This window comes from Halopiger thermotolerans (genome assembly GCF_054654555.1).
Genome location: NZ_BAAIEU010000004.1, coordinates 1,249,117 through 1,263,203 on the forward strand (window position 1 = coordinate 1,249,117; position 14,087 = coordinate 1,263,203).

Annotated in this window: 18 protein-coding genes; 9 read left to right on the top strand and 9 right to left on the bottom strand. The window is 66.7% G+C overall.

Features of this window, described 5'->3' with window-relative positions; translation table 11 throughout:
- Positions 1 to 131: 131 nt before the first annotated feature.
- The gene (locus tag ACYQ26_RS13830) at positions 132 to 512 is read left to right on the top strand and encodes a hypothetical protein (RefSeq protein WP_459809480.1); all 381 of its coding nucleotides are present in this window, start codon (positions 132 to 134) and stop codon (positions 510 to 512) included.
- 79 nt (positions 513 to 591) lie between these two features.
- Here ACYQ26_RS13830 and ACYQ26_RS13835 read toward each other — a convergent pair whose 3' ends face one another.
- Positions 592 to 1,947: an MFS transporter gene (locus ACYQ26_RS13835; RefSeq protein WP_459809481.1), complete on the bottom strand. Its 1,356-nt coding sequence runs from the start codon at positions 1,945 to 1,947 to the stop codon at positions 592 to 594.
- Positions 1,948 to 2,161: 214 nt separating this feature from the next.
- On the opposite strand from ACYQ26_RS13835, the gene ACYQ26_RS13840 reads away from it, so the two are divergent.
- The 4 genes from ACYQ26_RS13840 (at position 2,162) to ACYQ26_RS13855 (ending at position 4,980) form a co-directional block, all read left to right on the top strand.
- Positions 2,162 to 2,560: an ArsR/SmtB family transcription factor gene (locus tag ACYQ26_RS13840; protein ID WP_459809482.1), complete on the top strand. Its 399-nt coding sequence runs from the start codon at positions 2,162 to 2,164 to the stop codon at positions 2,558 to 2,560.
- A complete protein-coding gene (locus tag ACYQ26_RS13845; protein ID WP_459809483.1) occupies positions 2,553 to 2,981 on the top strand; it encodes an arsenate-mycothiol transferase ArsC in 429 nt (142 codons plus the stop codon). Before ACYQ26_RS13840 ends, ACYQ26_RS13845 begins: the two co-directional genes overlap by 8 nt.
- 155 nt (positions 2,982 to 3,136) lie before the next feature.
- Entirely contained in the window at positions 3,137 to 3,823 is a 687-nt protein-coding gene (locus tag ACYQ26_RS13850; protein WP_459809484.1) for a PHP domain-containing protein, read from the top strand.
- Positions 3,820 to 4,980, top strand: a complete 1,161-nt coding sequence (locus ACYQ26_RS13855; protein ID WP_459809485.1) for an asparagine synthase C-terminal domain-containing protein — start codon at positions 3,820 to 3,822, stop codon at positions 4,978 to 4,980. Before ACYQ26_RS13850 ends, ACYQ26_RS13855 begins: the two co-directional genes overlap by 4 nt.
- 7 nt (positions 4,981 to 4,987) lie before the next feature.
- Here the strand turns inward: ACYQ26_RS13855 and ACYQ26_RS13860 are convergent, their stop codons facing one another.
- The 6 genes from ACYQ26_RS13860 to ACYQ26_RS13885 form a co-directional block, all read right to left on the bottom strand.
- The gene (locus ACYQ26_RS13860) at positions 4,988 to 5,320 is read right to left on the bottom strand and encodes a cupin domain-containing protein (RefSeq protein WP_459809486.1); all 333 of its coding nucleotides are present in this window, start codon (positions 5,318 to 5,320) and stop codon (positions 4,988 to 4,990) included.
- An 86-nt stretch (positions 5,321 to 5,406) separates the two neighbouring features.
- The gene (locus ACYQ26_RS13865) at positions 5,407 to 6,498 is read right to left on the bottom strand and encodes an Mrp/NBP35 family ATP-binding protein (protein ID WP_459809487.1); all 1,092 of its coding nucleotides are present in this window, start codon (positions 6,496 to 6,498) and stop codon (positions 5,407 to 5,409) included.
- 119 nt (positions 6,499 to 6,617) lie between these two features.
- Positions 6,618 to 6,923 (bottom strand): hypothetical protein, encoded by a 306-nt coding sequence (locus ACYQ26_RS13870; protein WP_459809488.1) that lies wholly within the window; start codon positions 6,921 to 6,923, stop codon positions 6,618 to 6,620.
- A gap of 267 nt (positions 6,924 to 7,190) precedes the next feature.
- On the bottom strand, positions 7,191 to 7,505 hold the full coding sequence (locus tag ACYQ26_RS13875) for a hypothetical protein (protein WP_459809489.1): 315 nt from the start codon (positions 7,503 to 7,505) through the stop codon (positions 7,191 to 7,193).
- Positions 7,502 to 8,866: an NrfD/PsrC family molybdoenzyme membrane anchor subunit gene (nrfD, locus tag ACYQ26_RS13880; protein WP_459809490.1), complete on the bottom strand. Its 1,365-nt coding sequence runs from the start codon at positions 8,864 to 8,866 to the stop codon at positions 7,502 to 7,504. The genes ACYQ26_RS13875 and nrfD overlap by 4 nt, the downstream gene beginning before the upstream one ends.
- A complete protein-coding gene (locus ACYQ26_RS13885) occupies positions 8,863 to 10,551 on the bottom strand; it encodes a 4Fe-4S ferredoxin N-terminal domain-containing protein (RefSeq protein ID WP_459809491.1) in 1,689 nt (562 codons plus the stop codon). Before ACYQ26_RS13885 ends, nrfD begins: the two co-directional genes overlap by 4 nt.
- A 405-nt stretch (positions 10,552 to 10,956) precedes the next feature.
- Between ACYQ26_RS13885 and ACYQ26_RS13890 the strand changes: the two genes are divergently transcribed.
- A complete protein-coding gene (locus ACYQ26_RS13890; RefSeq protein WP_459809492.1) occupies positions 10,957 to 11,304 on the top strand; it encodes a cupin domain-containing protein in 348 nt (115 codons plus the stop codon).
- Positions 11,305 to 11,311: 7 nt separating this feature from the next.
- On the opposite strand, the gene ACYQ26_RS13895 is transcribed toward ACYQ26_RS13890, so the two are convergent.
- A complete protein-coding gene (locus ACYQ26_RS13895; RefSeq protein WP_459809493.1) occupies positions 11,312 to 11,986 on the bottom strand; it encodes a helix-turn-helix domain-containing protein in 675 nt (224 codons plus the stop codon).
- 134 nt (positions 11,987 to 12,120) lie between these two features.
- Here ACYQ26_RS13895 and ACYQ26_RS13900 point away from each other — a divergent pair, with 134 nt between their 5' ends.
- From ACYQ26_RS13900 to ACYQ26_RS13910, 3 genes are all read left to right on the top strand, one after another.
- The gene (locus ACYQ26_RS13900; protein ID WP_459809494.1) at positions 12,121 to 12,345 is read left to right on the top strand and encodes a DUF2249 domain-containing protein; all 225 of its coding nucleotides are present in this window, start codon (positions 12,121 to 12,123) and stop codon (positions 12,343 to 12,345) included.
- A gap of 91 nt (positions 12,346 to 12,436) precedes the next feature.
- Entirely contained in the window at positions 12,437 to 12,670 is a 234-nt protein-coding gene (locus tag ACYQ26_RS13905) for a DUF2249 domain-containing protein (RefSeq protein WP_459809495.1), read from the top strand.
- 83 nt (positions 12,671 to 12,753) lie between these two features.
- Positions 12,754 to 13,029 (top strand): DUF2249 domain-containing protein, encoded by a 276-nt coding sequence (locus tag ACYQ26_RS13910; protein ID WP_459809496.1) that lies wholly within the window; start codon positions 12,754 to 12,756, stop codon positions 13,027 to 13,029.
- A gap of 46 nt (positions 13,030 to 13,075) precedes the next feature.
- On the opposite strand, the gene ACYQ26_RS13915 is transcribed toward ACYQ26_RS13910, so the two are convergent.
- Positions 13,076 to 13,990 (bottom strand): alpha/beta fold hydrolase, encoded by a 915-nt coding sequence (locus ACYQ26_RS13915; RefSeq protein ID WP_459809497.1) that lies wholly within the window; start codon positions 13,988 to 13,990, stop codon positions 13,076 to 13,078.
- Positions 13,991 to 14,087: the final 97 nt, after the last annotated feature.

Consider the following 14,087-nt stretch of genomic DNA (forward strand, 5'->3'; position numbering starts at 1 on the left):
ACTACAGCGATCGTCGACGCCCAACGCCTCGAGTCGGGACGAGAATCGCCCGCGGACGCCGTGAGAGACGGTCGCAACCGTCGCTCTCAAGGTCAACCGTTACGCCCGCCAGCGCCCTTCGTCCCGGTACCATGGGAAGAAGCGAAACCACGTCCGTCCTCGAGGAGACGCTCGAGTTCGATCCGCCGGGATCGCGTCGGCTCCGGCTCGCGTTCGCCGCGCTCTGGACCGTCGACCTGATCGCCGCGGCCTGCTTCTTCCTCGTGCCGTACGCGAGTGAGCTCAACCCGGTCACCGTCTTCTTCTACGACCTGTTCGGGCTGGCCGGCGTCGCGCTCGCCGCCTGCAGTTACGCCGCGATCGTCGTCGTCGTGGGCAACGTCCTCTCGGACCCGCTCGACAGCCGGTTCGTCGGCGGTGTGATCGCGCTGTACGCCGCGTTTGCCCTGAACAACGTCGCGTTGCTCCTGTTCCGCCAAGCGCCGCTGGAGATGGCCGCGGTGGCGCTGTGATCGGAGACAGTGCGCTCGAGTCGACGGTCGCAAATCGGCATCGGTCGGCGACGTCGACGGTATCGACGACGCGACTCGACTACTCGTAGGGCTCGAACTCCTCGCCGAACAGCAGGAAGTAGCCGGTGCCGACTGCGCCGATGACCGCGGCGATCGTGAACGCGAGTTCCGCGCTGACGAACTCCCAGAGGTAGCCGCCCAGCGCGGCGCTGGGGATGACGATCGTGTTTCGCAGCAGGTAGTACGTACCCGTCACGCGACCGCCGGCACCCCGCTCCGCGGGGCCGACGATCAGCGCCTTGTGCGAGGGGAGCCCGGCGAACCGCAGCCCCGAAAAGGCGAACACGAGGATCATCGCCGCCGCGGTGTTGGCGGTGAACTCGGGGACGTTGATGAGCACGATCGGGAACATCGCGTAGACGGCGAAGCCAAGCGCCACGACGGGTTTGAGTCCGACGCGTTCGGCGGCCTTGGCCGCCGGAACCATCACCAGCAGCGCGACGAGCATCTCGACGCCCAGCAGGTAGCCGAAAAAGGCCTGCGGCGAGAGGTCGACCGCATACGAGAAGCCGCCGAGGGCGATCGTCGTCTCGAGGCCGACCTCGTAGAGCCGCGTGACCACGAGGACGAAAAAGGAGTAGACCATCCCGTTGGCGAAGCGGACGAGCGTGTCGCCGACCAAAAGCGGCCGCAGCGGGTCGGGCATGTCCCGCAAGTCCTGGGCGATCTGCTCTACGCCCTCGAAGGAACCTCCGATCGAGTCCTCTTCGGCGTCGTAGAGGAGGTGCTGGACGACGGTGCCGAGGAGTCCGAAGACGACCGCGACCGCGAGGACGTACTGGAAGCTGAGCGTGAAGTCGGGGTGGAGACCGATGAGCGCCGCAGCCAGGACGGGCCCGACGAGGAATGCGGTCCGGCGGAACGTCTCGGTGCTGGCGAAGCCGGCCGCCAGCCGCGAGGGGTCGGTGGCCTGCTTGACGACGGCGAAGGTCGCCCCGAGACCGAACGACTTCCAGGCCTGCGCGAACACCAGTCCGACGAAGATCCAGAGCCAGGGCTCGATCGTGACGGGGCCGACCGGGGTCGGCCCGAACTGCCCCGCGACGAGCCAGACCGCGAACCCGAGCGTCGACAGGAATCCGAACAGCGTCAGCGCGTATCTCGAGCCAATCCGGTCCGAGATCGCGCCGCCCGGATACGGATACAGGGCGGAGATGATGTTCCCGAACGTCCCGAATAGTCCGACGACGAACCCCGAGGCGCCCAGCGCGACCATGTAGTCCGGCAGAAAGCGGCTCGTCATCTGGAAGCCGAGGCTGAAGGCGAACATCGCCAGCGACAGCACCAACACGTCCCGCTCGAGGGCGAAGAACTGGCGGAACGTGTCCAGTGCGCTCGGTTCTCGCTCGTCGACTTCGATTTCCTCCGTCCCCATCCTCAGTCACCGGCGTGGAGTCGCCATCGATCGGAGCGACGTTCGCTTCCGTAATAGGAATAGCGTCTTCATCACCGTACGTTTCAACTCATTCCGAACTCCGTAGCTGTATTTAGAACCCAATACTCGACTAGAGTGGGATATAGAGGGCGCTATACGGCCCTAGTGAAGTGTTCCGGAATAGTTAATTGAATATCTGCTCAACCGTATTGCGATGGCCCAAGCGACCGAGCGGCTCCACCGCTATCTCGAAGACGAACTGGGCGAGTGTCGTGACGAAGACGTCGACTGCCGACTCGAGGAACTCGACGCGCTCGAGGAGACGATCGGCGCCGAGCGGGTCGAGACGGAACTCGACGTCCTGTCGGCGCTGGCGAACGGGACGCGCTACCGGATCGTCCGCGCGCTCGTCGCAGCCGAGGGGGAACTGTGCGTCTGCGAACTGGACGCGATCGTCGACGTCAGTGAGAGCGGTCTGAGTCACGCGCTCTCGACGCTCGTCGACGCGGGGCTCGCCGTCGACCGAAAGGACGGGCGCTGGAAGACGTACCGGGCGACCAACCGCGCCACGGCGCTCGTGACGGTGCTCGAGGGGTGCGTCGGCGATGACTAGCGGAAGCGGCGACGCATCCGGGCCCGACATCGCCTTCGTCTGTGTTCAGAACGCGGGCCGGAGCCAGATGGCCGCCGCCTTCGCCGAACGCGAACGCGAGCGCCGCGACGCCGACGTCGAGATCGTTTCCGGCGGGACCGATCCGGCCGATCGCGTCCACGAGGCGGTCGTCGCCCCCATGGACGAGATCGGCATCGACCTCAGCGATCGAACCCCGCGCGAGGTCACCTCCGAGGAGCTGCGGGGCTGCGAGTACGTCATCACGATGGGCTGCTCGGCCGCGGGCGTCTGTCCGGCGACCTGGAGCGGCGAGAGCCGCGACTGGGACCTCACCGACCCGCACGGGAAGGACGTCGAGACGGTTCGCGAAATCCGCAACGAGATCGAGGCCCGCGTCGAAGCGCTGTTCGACGAAGTGTAACGTCTCGAGCCAGCGCGTCTTCGATTTGCGCTGTTCGGAGGTGTAGCTTCGCCACGCCCGCTCCGATCCAAACCCGTCTCGAGGACCGTCCGCTAACCCCGACGAGACGGGTCGTAATCGGATAACTTTTGATCGCGGTCGGCGAACGTCAGTCCGTGCTGTCGGTCGAACTCCACGCCCACTCGGCGCTGTCGTACGACGGCCGGGACTCGGTCGAACTCATCTTAGAGCAGGCCGAGGCCGTCGGCCTCGACGCGATCGCCGTCACCGATCACGACGAAATCGACGCCAGCCTCGAGGCAGCCGAGCTGGCCCCCGACTACGGGCTCCTCGGCATCCCGGCGATGGAGATCTCGAGCAAGGCGGGCCACGTACTGGGTCTCGGTCTCGAGGAGGCCGTGCCGCCCGGGCTTTCCTTCGAATCGACGCTCGAGGCGATCCACGAGCAGGGCGGGTTGGCGGTGATCCCCCATCCGTTTCAGGAGTCGCGCCACGGCGTGATGGCCCGGATCTCCCGGGAGGAACTCGCGATGGGCGACGCGATCGAAGTCTACAACTCGCGGCTGTTGACCGGCCGCGCGAACCGACAGGCCGACCGCTTCGCCCGAGCGCGCGAGCTCCCCCGTACCGCCGGCAGCGACGCCCACATCAGCGAGATGGTCGGCCAGGCGATCACCCGCGTCGACGCCGAGGAACGGTCCGTCGACGCGATCCTCGAGGCGATCCGCGCGGGGAAGACGTCCGTCGAAGGGAAGCGAACGCCGTGGCGCATCAGTTTCCAGCAGTTCGCCGGCGGCGTGACCCGGCGCATCCGGAGCGGCATCATGGGGGTGTTCCGGTGACGACGCCGACCCTCCGCGGCGCCGCCGAGACGGTTCGAGACGCCCTCGAGCGCAGCGATCCGCTTCCGGGGACGACCGGCTTCGCGGGCGAGGTCGACGGTCGACTCGTGCGGGACGTGCTCGGCCGGGAACCGCTGTTTTACGAAGGGGACGGCGACGCGATGGCCAGCGACGAGAGCGCGGCGTGGGCGTTCGAACCGGCCGCGCTCGAGGAGCCGATACCGTTCCCAGCGGGTGGGGTACGAGACGCCGACAGGGCAGGACGCGTCGAACCGACCGACGTCGAGCGCCGCTGGACCCTCCCCGATCCCGACCCCGAACCCGATCGCGAGGCCGCCCTCGAGGCGCTCGAGGACGCGATCCGGACGGCGACGCGGACGGCGCGGGACGAGGACCGCGAGGTCGCCGTCGCCTTCTCCGGCGGCGTCGACTCCGCGCTGGTGGCCGAACTGCTGGACGCGCCGCTGTACGTCGTCGGCTTCCCCGACAGTCACGACGTCGAGGCCGCGCGCACGGCCGCCGACGCGATGGGCCGCGAGCTGACGGTCGTCGAACTCGAGCCCGCCGACCTCGAGCGCGCGGTGCCCGAGATCGTCCGCGCGACGGGCCGGACGAACGCGATGGACGTCCAGATCGCCCTGCCGCTGTACCTGGTCGGCGAACGGGTCGCCGCGGACGGCTACGACGCGCTCGCGGTCGGCCAGGGCGCCGACGAACTGTTCGGCGGCTACGAGAAAGTGGTGCGACTCGACCACCGCGTCGACGCGGCGACGACCCGCGGCGCCGTGCGAGAACAGATCGACAGCCTGCCCGACCAGCTTCCCCGGGACGTGCTGACGATCCGGGCGACCGGCCTCGAGCCGGTCGCGCCGCTGCTCCACGACCGCGTGGTCGAGGCGGCACTGGAGCTGCCGGACGAGTTGCTGGCCGACGAGGAGATGCGAAAGCGCGGCTTCCGAGAAGTCGCGTCGCGGTATCTCCCCGACGAGGTCGCGACGCGGGACAAGAAGGCGGTCCAGTACGGCAGCCTTGTGGCCCGCGAACTCGACCGACTCGCCCGGCAGGCGGGCTACAAGCGCCGGATGGACGATCACGTCTCGAAGTACATCGCGTCGCTGCTCGAGGGCGAGGATGAGGGCGACGATAAGGACGAGTAAAGCCCCCTCAGGACGGCAGCGGACACAGACTCGCCGTAAAGACGACCCGCTCGTCGGTCTCGTTTTTCGCGCCGTGATCGGCGCCGCGTTCGTGGTGCACGACGCCCGGCGCCTCGATTTGCTCGCTCTCATCGCCCTGCAGGACCGTCACCGTTCCCTCGAGGACGTGGAAGACGTTCGTGCTCTCGGCGTGCTCGTGGGGCTCGAGTTCCGCGCCCGGCCCGAGCGCGAAGGCCTTCACGAGCACGTCGTCGGTGACGACCAGTTCCGCCGTTTCGACCTCGCCGTCGGCCGGCTCGAGGTCGGCGATCGCGTCGTACTCGTCGAGTGACGTGGGCATGGCTGTGACTGTGAGCGTGCGATTCGGTACCGAGAATATAAACGCTACCGCTTACCCGTACCCGCTACCGCTCGTCGGTGAGAGATTCAGCCTTCGGTTTCGGTGGGGAGCGCGTCGGCCGGTTCGTCCGAGGTGTGCTCGGCGACCGTGCGACGGTTGGATTCGCCGATCCGGTCGGCGACCGCCTCGACGACGTCCTCGACGGACTCCTGGACCGGGCTGTCGTCGTCCTTGACGATCGGGCCCGCGCTGCCGTCGGCGCCGAAGTCCGGGTGGATCGGAATGCGGCCCAGCAGCGGCACGTCGTAGTTGTCGACGATCGTGTCCGCGCCGCTGGTGCCGAACAGCCCGTGCTGGTCGCCGCAGGACGGGCAGACGAACGAACTCATGTTCTCGACGACGCCGAGCACCGGGGTGTCGTGCTTGTTGAACATCTGGATCCCCTTGCGGGTGTCCTCTAGGGCCATCTCCTGGGGCGTCGTGACGACGACCGCACCCGTCACCGGCATCGACTGCAGCAGGTTCAGCGTCGCGTCGCCGGTCCCCGGCGGCAGGTCGACGATGAGGTAATCGAGGCGGCCCCACTCGACGCCCTCGAGGAACTTCATCATGAACTTGTTGACCATCGGCCCCCGGAGGATGGCGGGGTCGTCTTCCTCCTCCATCATGAAGCCCATGCTGATCACGCGGACGCCGTCCGAGCGGGGCGGAACGATGTCCTCGTCGGGCGTCACGCCGGGCTCGCTCTCGACCGGCAGGATCTTGGGCACGTTCGGCCCGTGAATGTCGGCGTCGAGCAGGCCGACCATCGCGCCGCGCTTCTCGAGGCCGGCCGCGATGTTGGCCGCGACGGTCGTCTTACCGACGCCGCCCTTCCCCGAGGCGACCGCGATGACGTTGCGCACCCGCGGGAGGACCTCGTCGTCGAAGCCGTGCTCCTCGCCGACGTGGGCCCGCAGGTCGGCCTCGAGGCCGACCTCCTCGCAGAGCTCGCGGATCCGGTTGCCGATCTCCATCTCCGAGGGCGCGTAGGGGGCGTTGAAGGCCAGCGAGATGCGGGCGGTCTCGTCGTCGATCACGACGTCGTTGACCAGGCCGAGCGTGACGATGTCCTCGCCGATGTCGGGGTCTTCGATGTCCTCGAGTTTGATTTTGAGTTCGTGTTCTGTGATGCTCATGGTGCGTCGATGTGCGTATCAGAACAGAAGTGGCCGACGGGGATACGTGTGATGGTTCGCGACCCTAGCGGTGCGACGACGGCGGCACTGTCGGCGGTTCGCCGTCTCGCGTCGGCGGCTCACCTCGGTCCGACGGGACCGAACGGCTCGGGCAGGCCGCCGTAGAAGAGGATGCCGATCAGCATCGTCAAGAAGAACATGCTGATCCACATCGAGGTCGTGAGTCCGACGAGGTACGAGACGCCGAGCAGCCCCGTCTTCGTGTCGCTCGGTTCGCCGACGAACCAGGCGATTATCATGACGTAGACCGGAACGAGGATGACCCCGAAGATGAGCCAGGTTCCGGTGTTGGGAAACCCGGTCACGCCCGCGGTCCCTTCGTACCCGTGGTACAGGGCCGTCTCGAGGGCGGCAGGGAGTGACATACGTTCCCTTCGACGATCGATGTCGTGGTGGTGGTGCCTGCATTCTCACCGTCGGCCGTCGGCCGTCGCGTAGCGGACCCGACCGTCGCAGATCGGTCGCGTCTCTCGCCCCTCGCGTATCGGACGTCCTCGCCGTTCACGCCCGTCGCTGGAGGAGGGTCGGCGATGAACGAGACTCCGTCTCGAGCGGACGAACGGACGAACGGACAAGCGGATGAGAACGCGAACGATAAAATCAGTCGACCGGCGATACGAGGGCGGCGGCCCTTACGGACCGGCCGCGCCGACCGGCTCGGGCATGCCGCCGTAGAAGAGGATGCCGATCAGCATCGTCAGGAAGAACATGCCGACCCACATCGAGGTCGTCAGCCCGACGAGGTAGGAGACGCCGAGCAGGCCCGTCTTCGTGTCACGGGGCTTGCCGGTGAACCATGCGATGAGCATGATGTAGACCGGGACCAGGATCAGCGCGAAGATGACCCAGGTCCCCTCGTTGGGGAAGCCGGTGAAGCCCTTGGTGCCGTCGTAGCCGTGGTACAGGATTTCCGCCGGAATCGATGTCAGTAGGTTCGTTGCGCTCATGCTTCCACCTCCGGTTCGGTAGCGTCGCTAGCGTGTTCCTGTTCGTGTCCGTGATCGCCGCGCAGGTGTTCGACCGCGTGGAGCTCGACGACCGGGACGAGCCGCGAGACCGACAGGAACAGCAGCGCGACCAGCGCCGTCGTTCCGACCAGCGAGAGCCACTCGATCGCGCTCGGGAAGTACGTCCCGGGCGTGTTCCAGTAGATGTCGAAGGTCGGGTGCAGGAACCCTTCCACGACGAACAGCACCTTCTCGGACAGCGTGGCGACGAGCACCGCACCGCTGGCGAGAAGCGCTCGCTTCTTGCTGAACAGCGCCGGGCGGATCGCCTGCAGGAAGATGTACACGAGCGTGGTGAAGACGAGGGCGATCGCGAACTGGTAGACCGGGTGTGCGAGCTTCCCTTCGGCCGCGTGCGCTTTGGCGAGCGGACCGAGGTAGACGCCGTTGAGGACGGACTGGAGCTGGAACCACAGGTACAGCAGGATGAAGAAGCCCAGCCACAGCAGCAGTCCGCGGAAGATGTCGTCGGTGATGATGTGGTCCCAGTCGTAGGCCCGGCGGAAGATGTACGAGATGATCGTCACGCCGCTGATCGCCGACATCAGCGCGATGCTGAGGAACGTCGGGCCCTGAATGCCGCCGGTCCAGGCGGGCATCGCCGGGAGCAGAGCGAACAGCCACGGAATGACGCCACCGTGGAGCAGGAGCGGGGCCATGATGATGACGGCGGCGGCGAGCCACCAGACCATCCGTTCGATGACCTCGTCTTCCTTCTCGGTGTACCCGATCGTCAGGAGCTTGTAGATCGGTTCGAAGCGGTCCGGCAGCTGATCGCGCAGTCGGTTCACGTCGTACCGAACCGTCAGGCCGAGGTACGTCGCCGACAGCACGAAGTAGGCCGTAATGACCGTCACGTCCCACACCAGCGGCGAGTTGTTGACCGTGATGTGGTAGTGACCGATGACGCTGGTGACCATCCGGTCCGGACGGCCCATGTGGACCAGAATGTAGAACCCGGCCGCCGAGAGGCCGCCGATGGTCGTCAGTTCAGCGATGCGGGCGACCGGCATGTACCGGTCCATACCGAGCAGGCGAACCGACGCCGACAGGATGATCCCGCCGTGTGCAACGCCGACCCACCAGATGAACGCGCCGATGTACAGCCCCCAGGTCACGCCGCCACCGCTACCCCAGTCGCCGAGGCCGGTGACGATCAGTCCCTTCTGGAGCTGGTAGGCCCACGCCACGAGGAACGCCACGAGACCGAGGGTGGCGATGCCGTAGATGGTCAGATATTTCTTCGAGAACCGGTCGACCGGACTGAGGATGTCCTCCTCAGAAGGCGTCTTCGTGCTCACAGCGACCACCCCGTGTCGCCGACGGTCCCCTCGTCGAGGACCTCTTCCTTGCGGTTGTCGACGAGCGCGACTTCGCTCCCGTCAGAGCGCGTGTACGTCACGTCGCTGTAGCTCGAGGGCCCTTCGACCTGCTCGGCTTCCGGACCGGGCTCCTGCCCGATGTACGTGATGTTCGGGTGGGTCCCGATGTCCTCGAGCAGCTTGAACTTCGAGGTCGGGTTGCCCGCGTACTCCCGAAGCAGGTCGTTGGCGTCGCTCGCTTCGCCCTCGCCGAGGCGAAGCTCCGACAGGTTCTCCTCGCTCTCGAGGTTGACGTACTCCTCGACCGCGTTGACGAACTCGATGACGGCCTGTTCCTTGTCGAGGATGCTGTTGTTCTCCTCGTCGCCGGGCTCGAGGCCCTCGCTGGCGAGCTGAATCGCCTTCATGGCGGCGAGCGTCTCGCGGTCGAGGCCTAGTTCCTCGTTTTCGAGCACGGTCTGGAGGTCCGCGTCCGAGCTAAGTTGCTCGTTGACCGTGTCCGTCGACGGCGGACCGGAGAAGCCGTAGACGTCGATGACTGCGCGGCTCTTGGCCGGGTGCTCACGGTGCTGGGAGGCGTCGCTGCGTTCGTCCTTGACGTTGCCGAACTGGATCGCGTTCGGCGGGCAGGCGCGTTCGCAGGCGGTCGTCCCGACTCGCTCCTCGCCCTGCTGGCCGTCCTGCATGGACGGACACATCGTACACTTGCTCATCGTGCCGCGGGGCGAGCGACTGTCGACCCAGCGCTCCTCGCCGTTCTCGTACTCGGCGTGGGTGATCTCCTGCGGGTCCTCGTCGTTGGGACCGGTGATCTCGCTGTGGGCCACGTCGGGTTCGTCCCACTGGAAGTAGTTGACGCCGTAGGGACAGGCGACCTGACAGTACCGGCAGCCGATACAGACGTCGTAGTCGGTCAGCACCAGGCCGTCCTTGTCGCGGGTGTGACGGGCCGTCGTCGGGCACACCTTCTCACAGGGGGCGTCCGTACAGTGCTGGCACGGCCGCACGAGCATGTTGAAGTCGCTGACCCCGCCGCGAACGTCGGGCGCGGGGGTGCCGCCGGACGAGACCTCGTCCTCGAAGGCCATGACGTACATCCAGTTGACGCCCTGGTCCAGATCGTTCTCCGAGGCGCAGGCGGACATACAGGAGAGACAGCCGTCACAGCGCTCGAGGTCGATCGTCATCCCCCACTGGACGTCGCGCTCGTGGACCTCCTTGGCTTCGGTGTGGCTGCCGCCGTGGCCGTCGCCTTCGCCGCCGGATTCGGCGACGTTCTGCTGGCCGGCTTCGGCGGTACCCCACGCGCCGAGTCCGACGGCCGCCGCGCCGGCGCCCATCTTCTTCATCGCGCCGCGACGGGTATCCTCGCCGTCGCCGCCGAACTTGTCGAGCATTCGGCCGACCGTCCCCTTGGCTTCCTCCTGGGCGGCCTCGTACGCTTCGGCGGTCGGGCGGTTGTCCTCGCCGAACTCCTCCATCACGTCCTCGTGATATTTCTCGTGGAATTCGGCTTCGGAGAGCTCGCCCTTGGTGACCCGCATCGCGTCCTGGGCCATTTTCATACCGAGTTCCGTATCGTACTCGGTATCGTCGAGCATCCCCTCGAGTTCGTCTTCCCACTCGCTTCCGAGTGGGTGGAAGGATTCATCGTCCGTACTCATTCAGTTAGAACACCTCTGTAGACGCCGTTTTCGTAAGGCAGTAACTTGCTGGGGTGTACTTTAACATGTCTATCTGTGCTCCTCTAGCCCGGACTCACAACCAAACACGGTTCAAGTATGGACCCGATTTCCACGCCGCGAGAATCGATCCGAACAAATTCGGTTCTATAAATGCTGTCGCTGTTTGACCCGGTTACGTTTCGTGCCTGGCGTTACCACGACACGTTACGCGAACCCCGCCGATCCATAAATCGGCACGAGGCCCGGAGCGGCTCGACGACGGCGCGTGCGACCCGCAGGAACGGACTAGCGGATTGCGGCCGCGACGGACCGACAAACCTCGAGAGCCGGCCGCGGACGACGTTCGGCTGAAAATACTTGTCGCGAGCACGCCGACCGTCGCGTATGGTCGACGACCGACGGCCCACGCCGACGGAAACGCGCTCGCTCGAGTCGCTCGAGCAGCGGCCTCACGCGCGGGTGTTCGACGGTGAGCCGAAGACGATCCGACTCGCGCTCGAGGAAGGAGAGGAGATTCCACCCCACCAGCATCCGGATCGGGAGATCGTCTTCCACGTGCTGGAGGGGCGGGTCTCGATCGCGCTCGGCGACGACGATCACGATCACGAGGTCGCGGCGGGCGAACTGATCCGGTTCGACGGTGCGCAGGAGATCGCCCCGACCGCGCTCGCGGATACCACGGCACTGCTCGTCCTCGCCCCGCGGGCCGCGGACGGCGACGATTCGGCCTGACTCGCGGTCAGTCCGCCGCGAGCTGTTCCTCGAGCGACTCCTCCTCGTCGAGGCCGGGCAGGTCCTCGACGAACCGCTTGATGATCGCCTCCTCGGCCCGGTGGAGCGTCTCGCTGCAGGTCGATTTCGCGATGTCGAGGTGCTCGGCCAGCTCCGTCAACGAGCACTGCCGCGGGGTGTCGTAGTACCCCTTCTCGACGGCGGCGGCGACGACCTCGAGCTGGCGCTCCGAGAGCAGTTGGCTCTCGTGGAGCCGCTCGCGGACGTTCTCGATGCGGTACTGGAGCCCGAAGTGCTCGAGTTGCTCGGCGAGTTCGGCCAGCCGGTCCCGCGAGCCCGTCACCTCGATGGTCGCCTCGCCGTCGGAGATCTCGACGGGGAGTTCGATCGGCATCCCCGACTCCTGGGAGGAAAACAGCAGGAGCGGCGCCGTCGTCTCGAAGTGGACCGTCGCCTCGTTGTCGCTCCACTGCGCGAGCGTGAGCTCGGTGATCTGCGGGTGGTTCGTCATGTCGTCGACGATCTCCGGCACCTCCGAGCCGGTGATGCGGACGAGCGCGAACCCGGTGTCGGAGCCCGGAACGCCCGCCAGCACGCGAAACGTCGCGTCGGGATACTCCGTGGAGAGCTGCTGGATCCAGATCTGGTCGGGCATCGTGATCGTCAGTGTCGCCTGTGCCATACGCGAATATCCTAGGCGTAGCTATATACCCGTAGCTACGAATATGTTCGTCGGAATTCCTACGGTGTGGGAATTCGGCCGTACGAACACGTTCGCAGGAATGCCCAACACGAATCCGGGGGTATCCACGATCGATGGCAACCAACACCGCCGACCGCACGCTCGACGTGCGCGAGATCGACGGCCCGCCGTTCGACGACATCATGTCGGCGCTGAGCGCGCTGAACGCGGGCGAGCGCCTCGAGTTGATCGCGCCCTTCGAGCCGAAGCCGCTCTACGAGGTGCTCGACGCGCGCGGCTACACGCACGAAAGCGAGCAGCGCGACGGCGTCTGGCACGTGTTCATCGAGGAGTCCTGACGACGCCCGCGAACGCCGGGCGGTCCGGCTCGAGGGAGGCGAACGTGTTCGGGCAAAGGCCGACGGCGCCGCCGCGTCGACTCCCACCTGCATGACCCGACTCGACGTCAGGGACATCCCACCGGTAAACCGCCACCCGACCATCCACGAGGAGTTCGAGGCCTTAGAGCCCGGCGAGACGCTGACGATCGTCAACGACCACGAGCCGAAGCCGCTGTTTTACGAGTTCCAGGCCGAAGTCGAGAGCTTCGACGCCGACGGCTACGAGGTCGAGCAGGTCGATACCGACGAGTTCGTCGCGAAGTTCCCAAAGGTAGAGGCGTAGACCCGCATCCGGCGGTATCGGCCGCCGTCGGCCCGAACACGTGCGGCACGAAAGATAGCTCGCTCCCCCTCGATCACTCACGTATGCAGTCACCCGCGTCCGTCGTCGACCGCACCGACGCACCGACCGATCGACCGCGAGAGACGATCGACGTGCGATCGCTCGGCCCGCCGGAGCCGCTGAAGAACACCCTCGAGACGCTCGCCGACCTGCCCGACGAGACGGTGCTGGTCCAGCGGAACGATCGCGTTCCGCAGTTCCTCTTTCCGAAACTCGAGGACCGGGGATACGCCCACGAGAGCGTGGAACTCGAGGACGACGACGAGGTCGTGACCGTCATCTGGTCGCCCGACGCCTGAGCGGCGCTCGTCGCTCGTCGTTGTCGCTCGCCGTTCGATTCCGAGGCTACGCCGCACTCAGGTGCTCGAGCAGCGCCGCCGTCAGCCGTTCGGGTTCCTCGTGTTGGACCCAGTGGCTCGTCCCCTCGAACAGCTCGAGACGCCGCCCCTCGCGGGCGCAGCGGTCGTAGCTGTCGACCGCCAGTTCCGTTCCCAGCGCCGCGTCGTCGGTGCCCCAGGCGAGCAGCGTCGGCGCCTCGACGCGGTCCCGCGGCGGAGTCGTCGCGTCCCTCGCGCTCGCCCGATACCAGTTGAGCATTCCGGACAGCGCGCCTTCCCGGCTCCAGGCGCGCCGGTAGCGTTCGAGATCCGCGTCCGAAAAGGTTCCCGGCGCCGCCGTGGCCCGGAGCGCGCGCTCGAGGAGTCGAAAGTCGTCGTACCGGCAGACCAGTTCGGGCAGGCGGGGCACCTGGAAGCAGGCGGCGTACCAGCTCCGGCGCAGCTGGGCGGGGTTCGATCGGAGGTGCTGCCGAAAGACGGTCGGGTGCGGCGCGTTGACGATCGCGAGTCGATCGACGACCGCGGGGTGGCGAAGCGCGAGGTCCCACGCGACTATCCCGCCCCAGTCGTGGCCGACGACGTGCGCCTCGTCCCGGTCTTCGGAGGCGATCAGTTCGACGACGTCTCGAGCAAGGTGTCGCCGGCGATACGCGCGCACCGATGTCGGCTTCTCGCTCAGATTGTAGCCGCGCTGGTCGGGCGCGAGCACCCGGTAGCCGGCGTCGACGAGCGGCCTGATTTGTTCGCGCCAGCCGTACCAGAACTCGGGAAAGCCGTGGAGCAAGACGGCGAGCGGGTCGTCCGGATGGCCGGCGGCGACGACGTGGAGGTCGACGCTGTTGACCGTCCGCACGTCGGTCGTCGTGTCGCCCGTCGATAGCACCGACGGGTCCGCTTGTGGGGAGACGGCGTTCGCGCACATACCCGTCCGTTCGACGCCACAGGTTTTCAATCGCTGCCGTCGGAGGAGCGAGTCGATACCGACGGAACGATAGCCGACCATGTTCGATGTATTTCCT

What these genes read in the sequence shown, in the direction of transcription:
- ACYQ26_RS13865 (WP_459809487.1), bottom strand. Translation starts at nt 6,498, where the DNA reads ATGAGCATCACAGAACACGAACTCAAAATCAAACTCGAGGACATCGAA.
- ACYQ26_RS13860 (WP_459809486.1), bottom strand. Translation starts at nt 5,320, where the DNA reads ATGCCCACGTCACTCGACGAGTACGACGCGATCGCCGACCTCGAGCCG.
- ACYQ26_RS13910 (WP_459809496.1), top strand. Translation starts at nt 12,754, where the DNA reads ATGCAGTCACCCGCGTCCGTCGTCGACCGCACCGACGCACCGACCGAT.
- ACYQ26_RS13875 (WP_459809489.1), bottom strand. Translation starts at nt 7,505, where the DNA reads ATGAGCGCAACGAACCTACTGACATCGATTCCGGCGGAAATCCTGTAC.
- ACYQ26_RS13885 (WP_459809491.1), bottom strand. Translation starts at nt 10,551, where the DNA reads ATGAGTACGGACGATGAATCCTTCCACCCACTCGGAAGCGAGTGGGAA.
- ACYQ26_RS13895 (WP_459809493.1), bottom strand. Translation starts at nt 11,986, where the DNA reads ATGGCACAGGCGACACTGACGATCACGATGCCCGACCAGATCTGGATC.
- ACYQ26_RS13890 (WP_459809492.1), top strand. Translation starts at nt 10,957, where the DNA reads ATGGTCGACGACCGACGGCCCACGCCGACGGAAACGCGCTCGCTCGAG.
- ACYQ26_RS13870 (WP_459809488.1), bottom strand. Translation starts at nt 6,923, where the DNA reads ATGTCACTCCCTGCCGCCCTCGAGACGGCCCTGTACCACGGGTACGAA.
- ACYQ26_RS13900 (WP_459809494.1), top strand. Translation starts at nt 12,121, where the DNA reads ATGGCAACCAACACCGCCGACCGCACGCTCGACGTGCGCGAGATCGAC.
- ACYQ26_RS13845 (WP_459809483.1), top strand. Translation starts at nt 2,553, where the DNA reads ATGACTAGCGGAAGCGGCGACGCATCCGGGCCCGACATCGCCTTCGTC.
- ACYQ26_RS13835 (WP_459809481.1), bottom strand. Translation starts at nt 1,947, where the DNA reads ATGGGGACGGAGGAAATCGAAGTCGACGAGCGAGAACCGAGCGCACTG.
- ACYQ26_RS13915 (WP_459809497.1), bottom strand. Translation starts at nt 13,990, where the DNA reads ATGTGCGCGAACGCCGTCTCCCCACAAGCGGACCCGTCGGTGCTATCG.
- ACYQ26_RS13830 (WP_459809480.1), top strand. Translation starts at nt 132, where the DNA reads ATGGGAAGAAGCGAAACCACGTCCGTCCTCGAGGAGACGCTCGAGTTC.
- ACYQ26_RS13905 (WP_459809495.1), top strand. Translation starts at nt 12,437, where the DNA reads ATGACCCGACTCGACGTCAGGGACATCCCACCGGTAAACCGCCACCCG.
- ACYQ26_RS13840 (WP_459809482.1), top strand. Translation starts at nt 2,162, where the DNA reads ATGGCCCAAGCGACCGAGCGGCTCCACCGCTATCTCGAAGACGAACTG.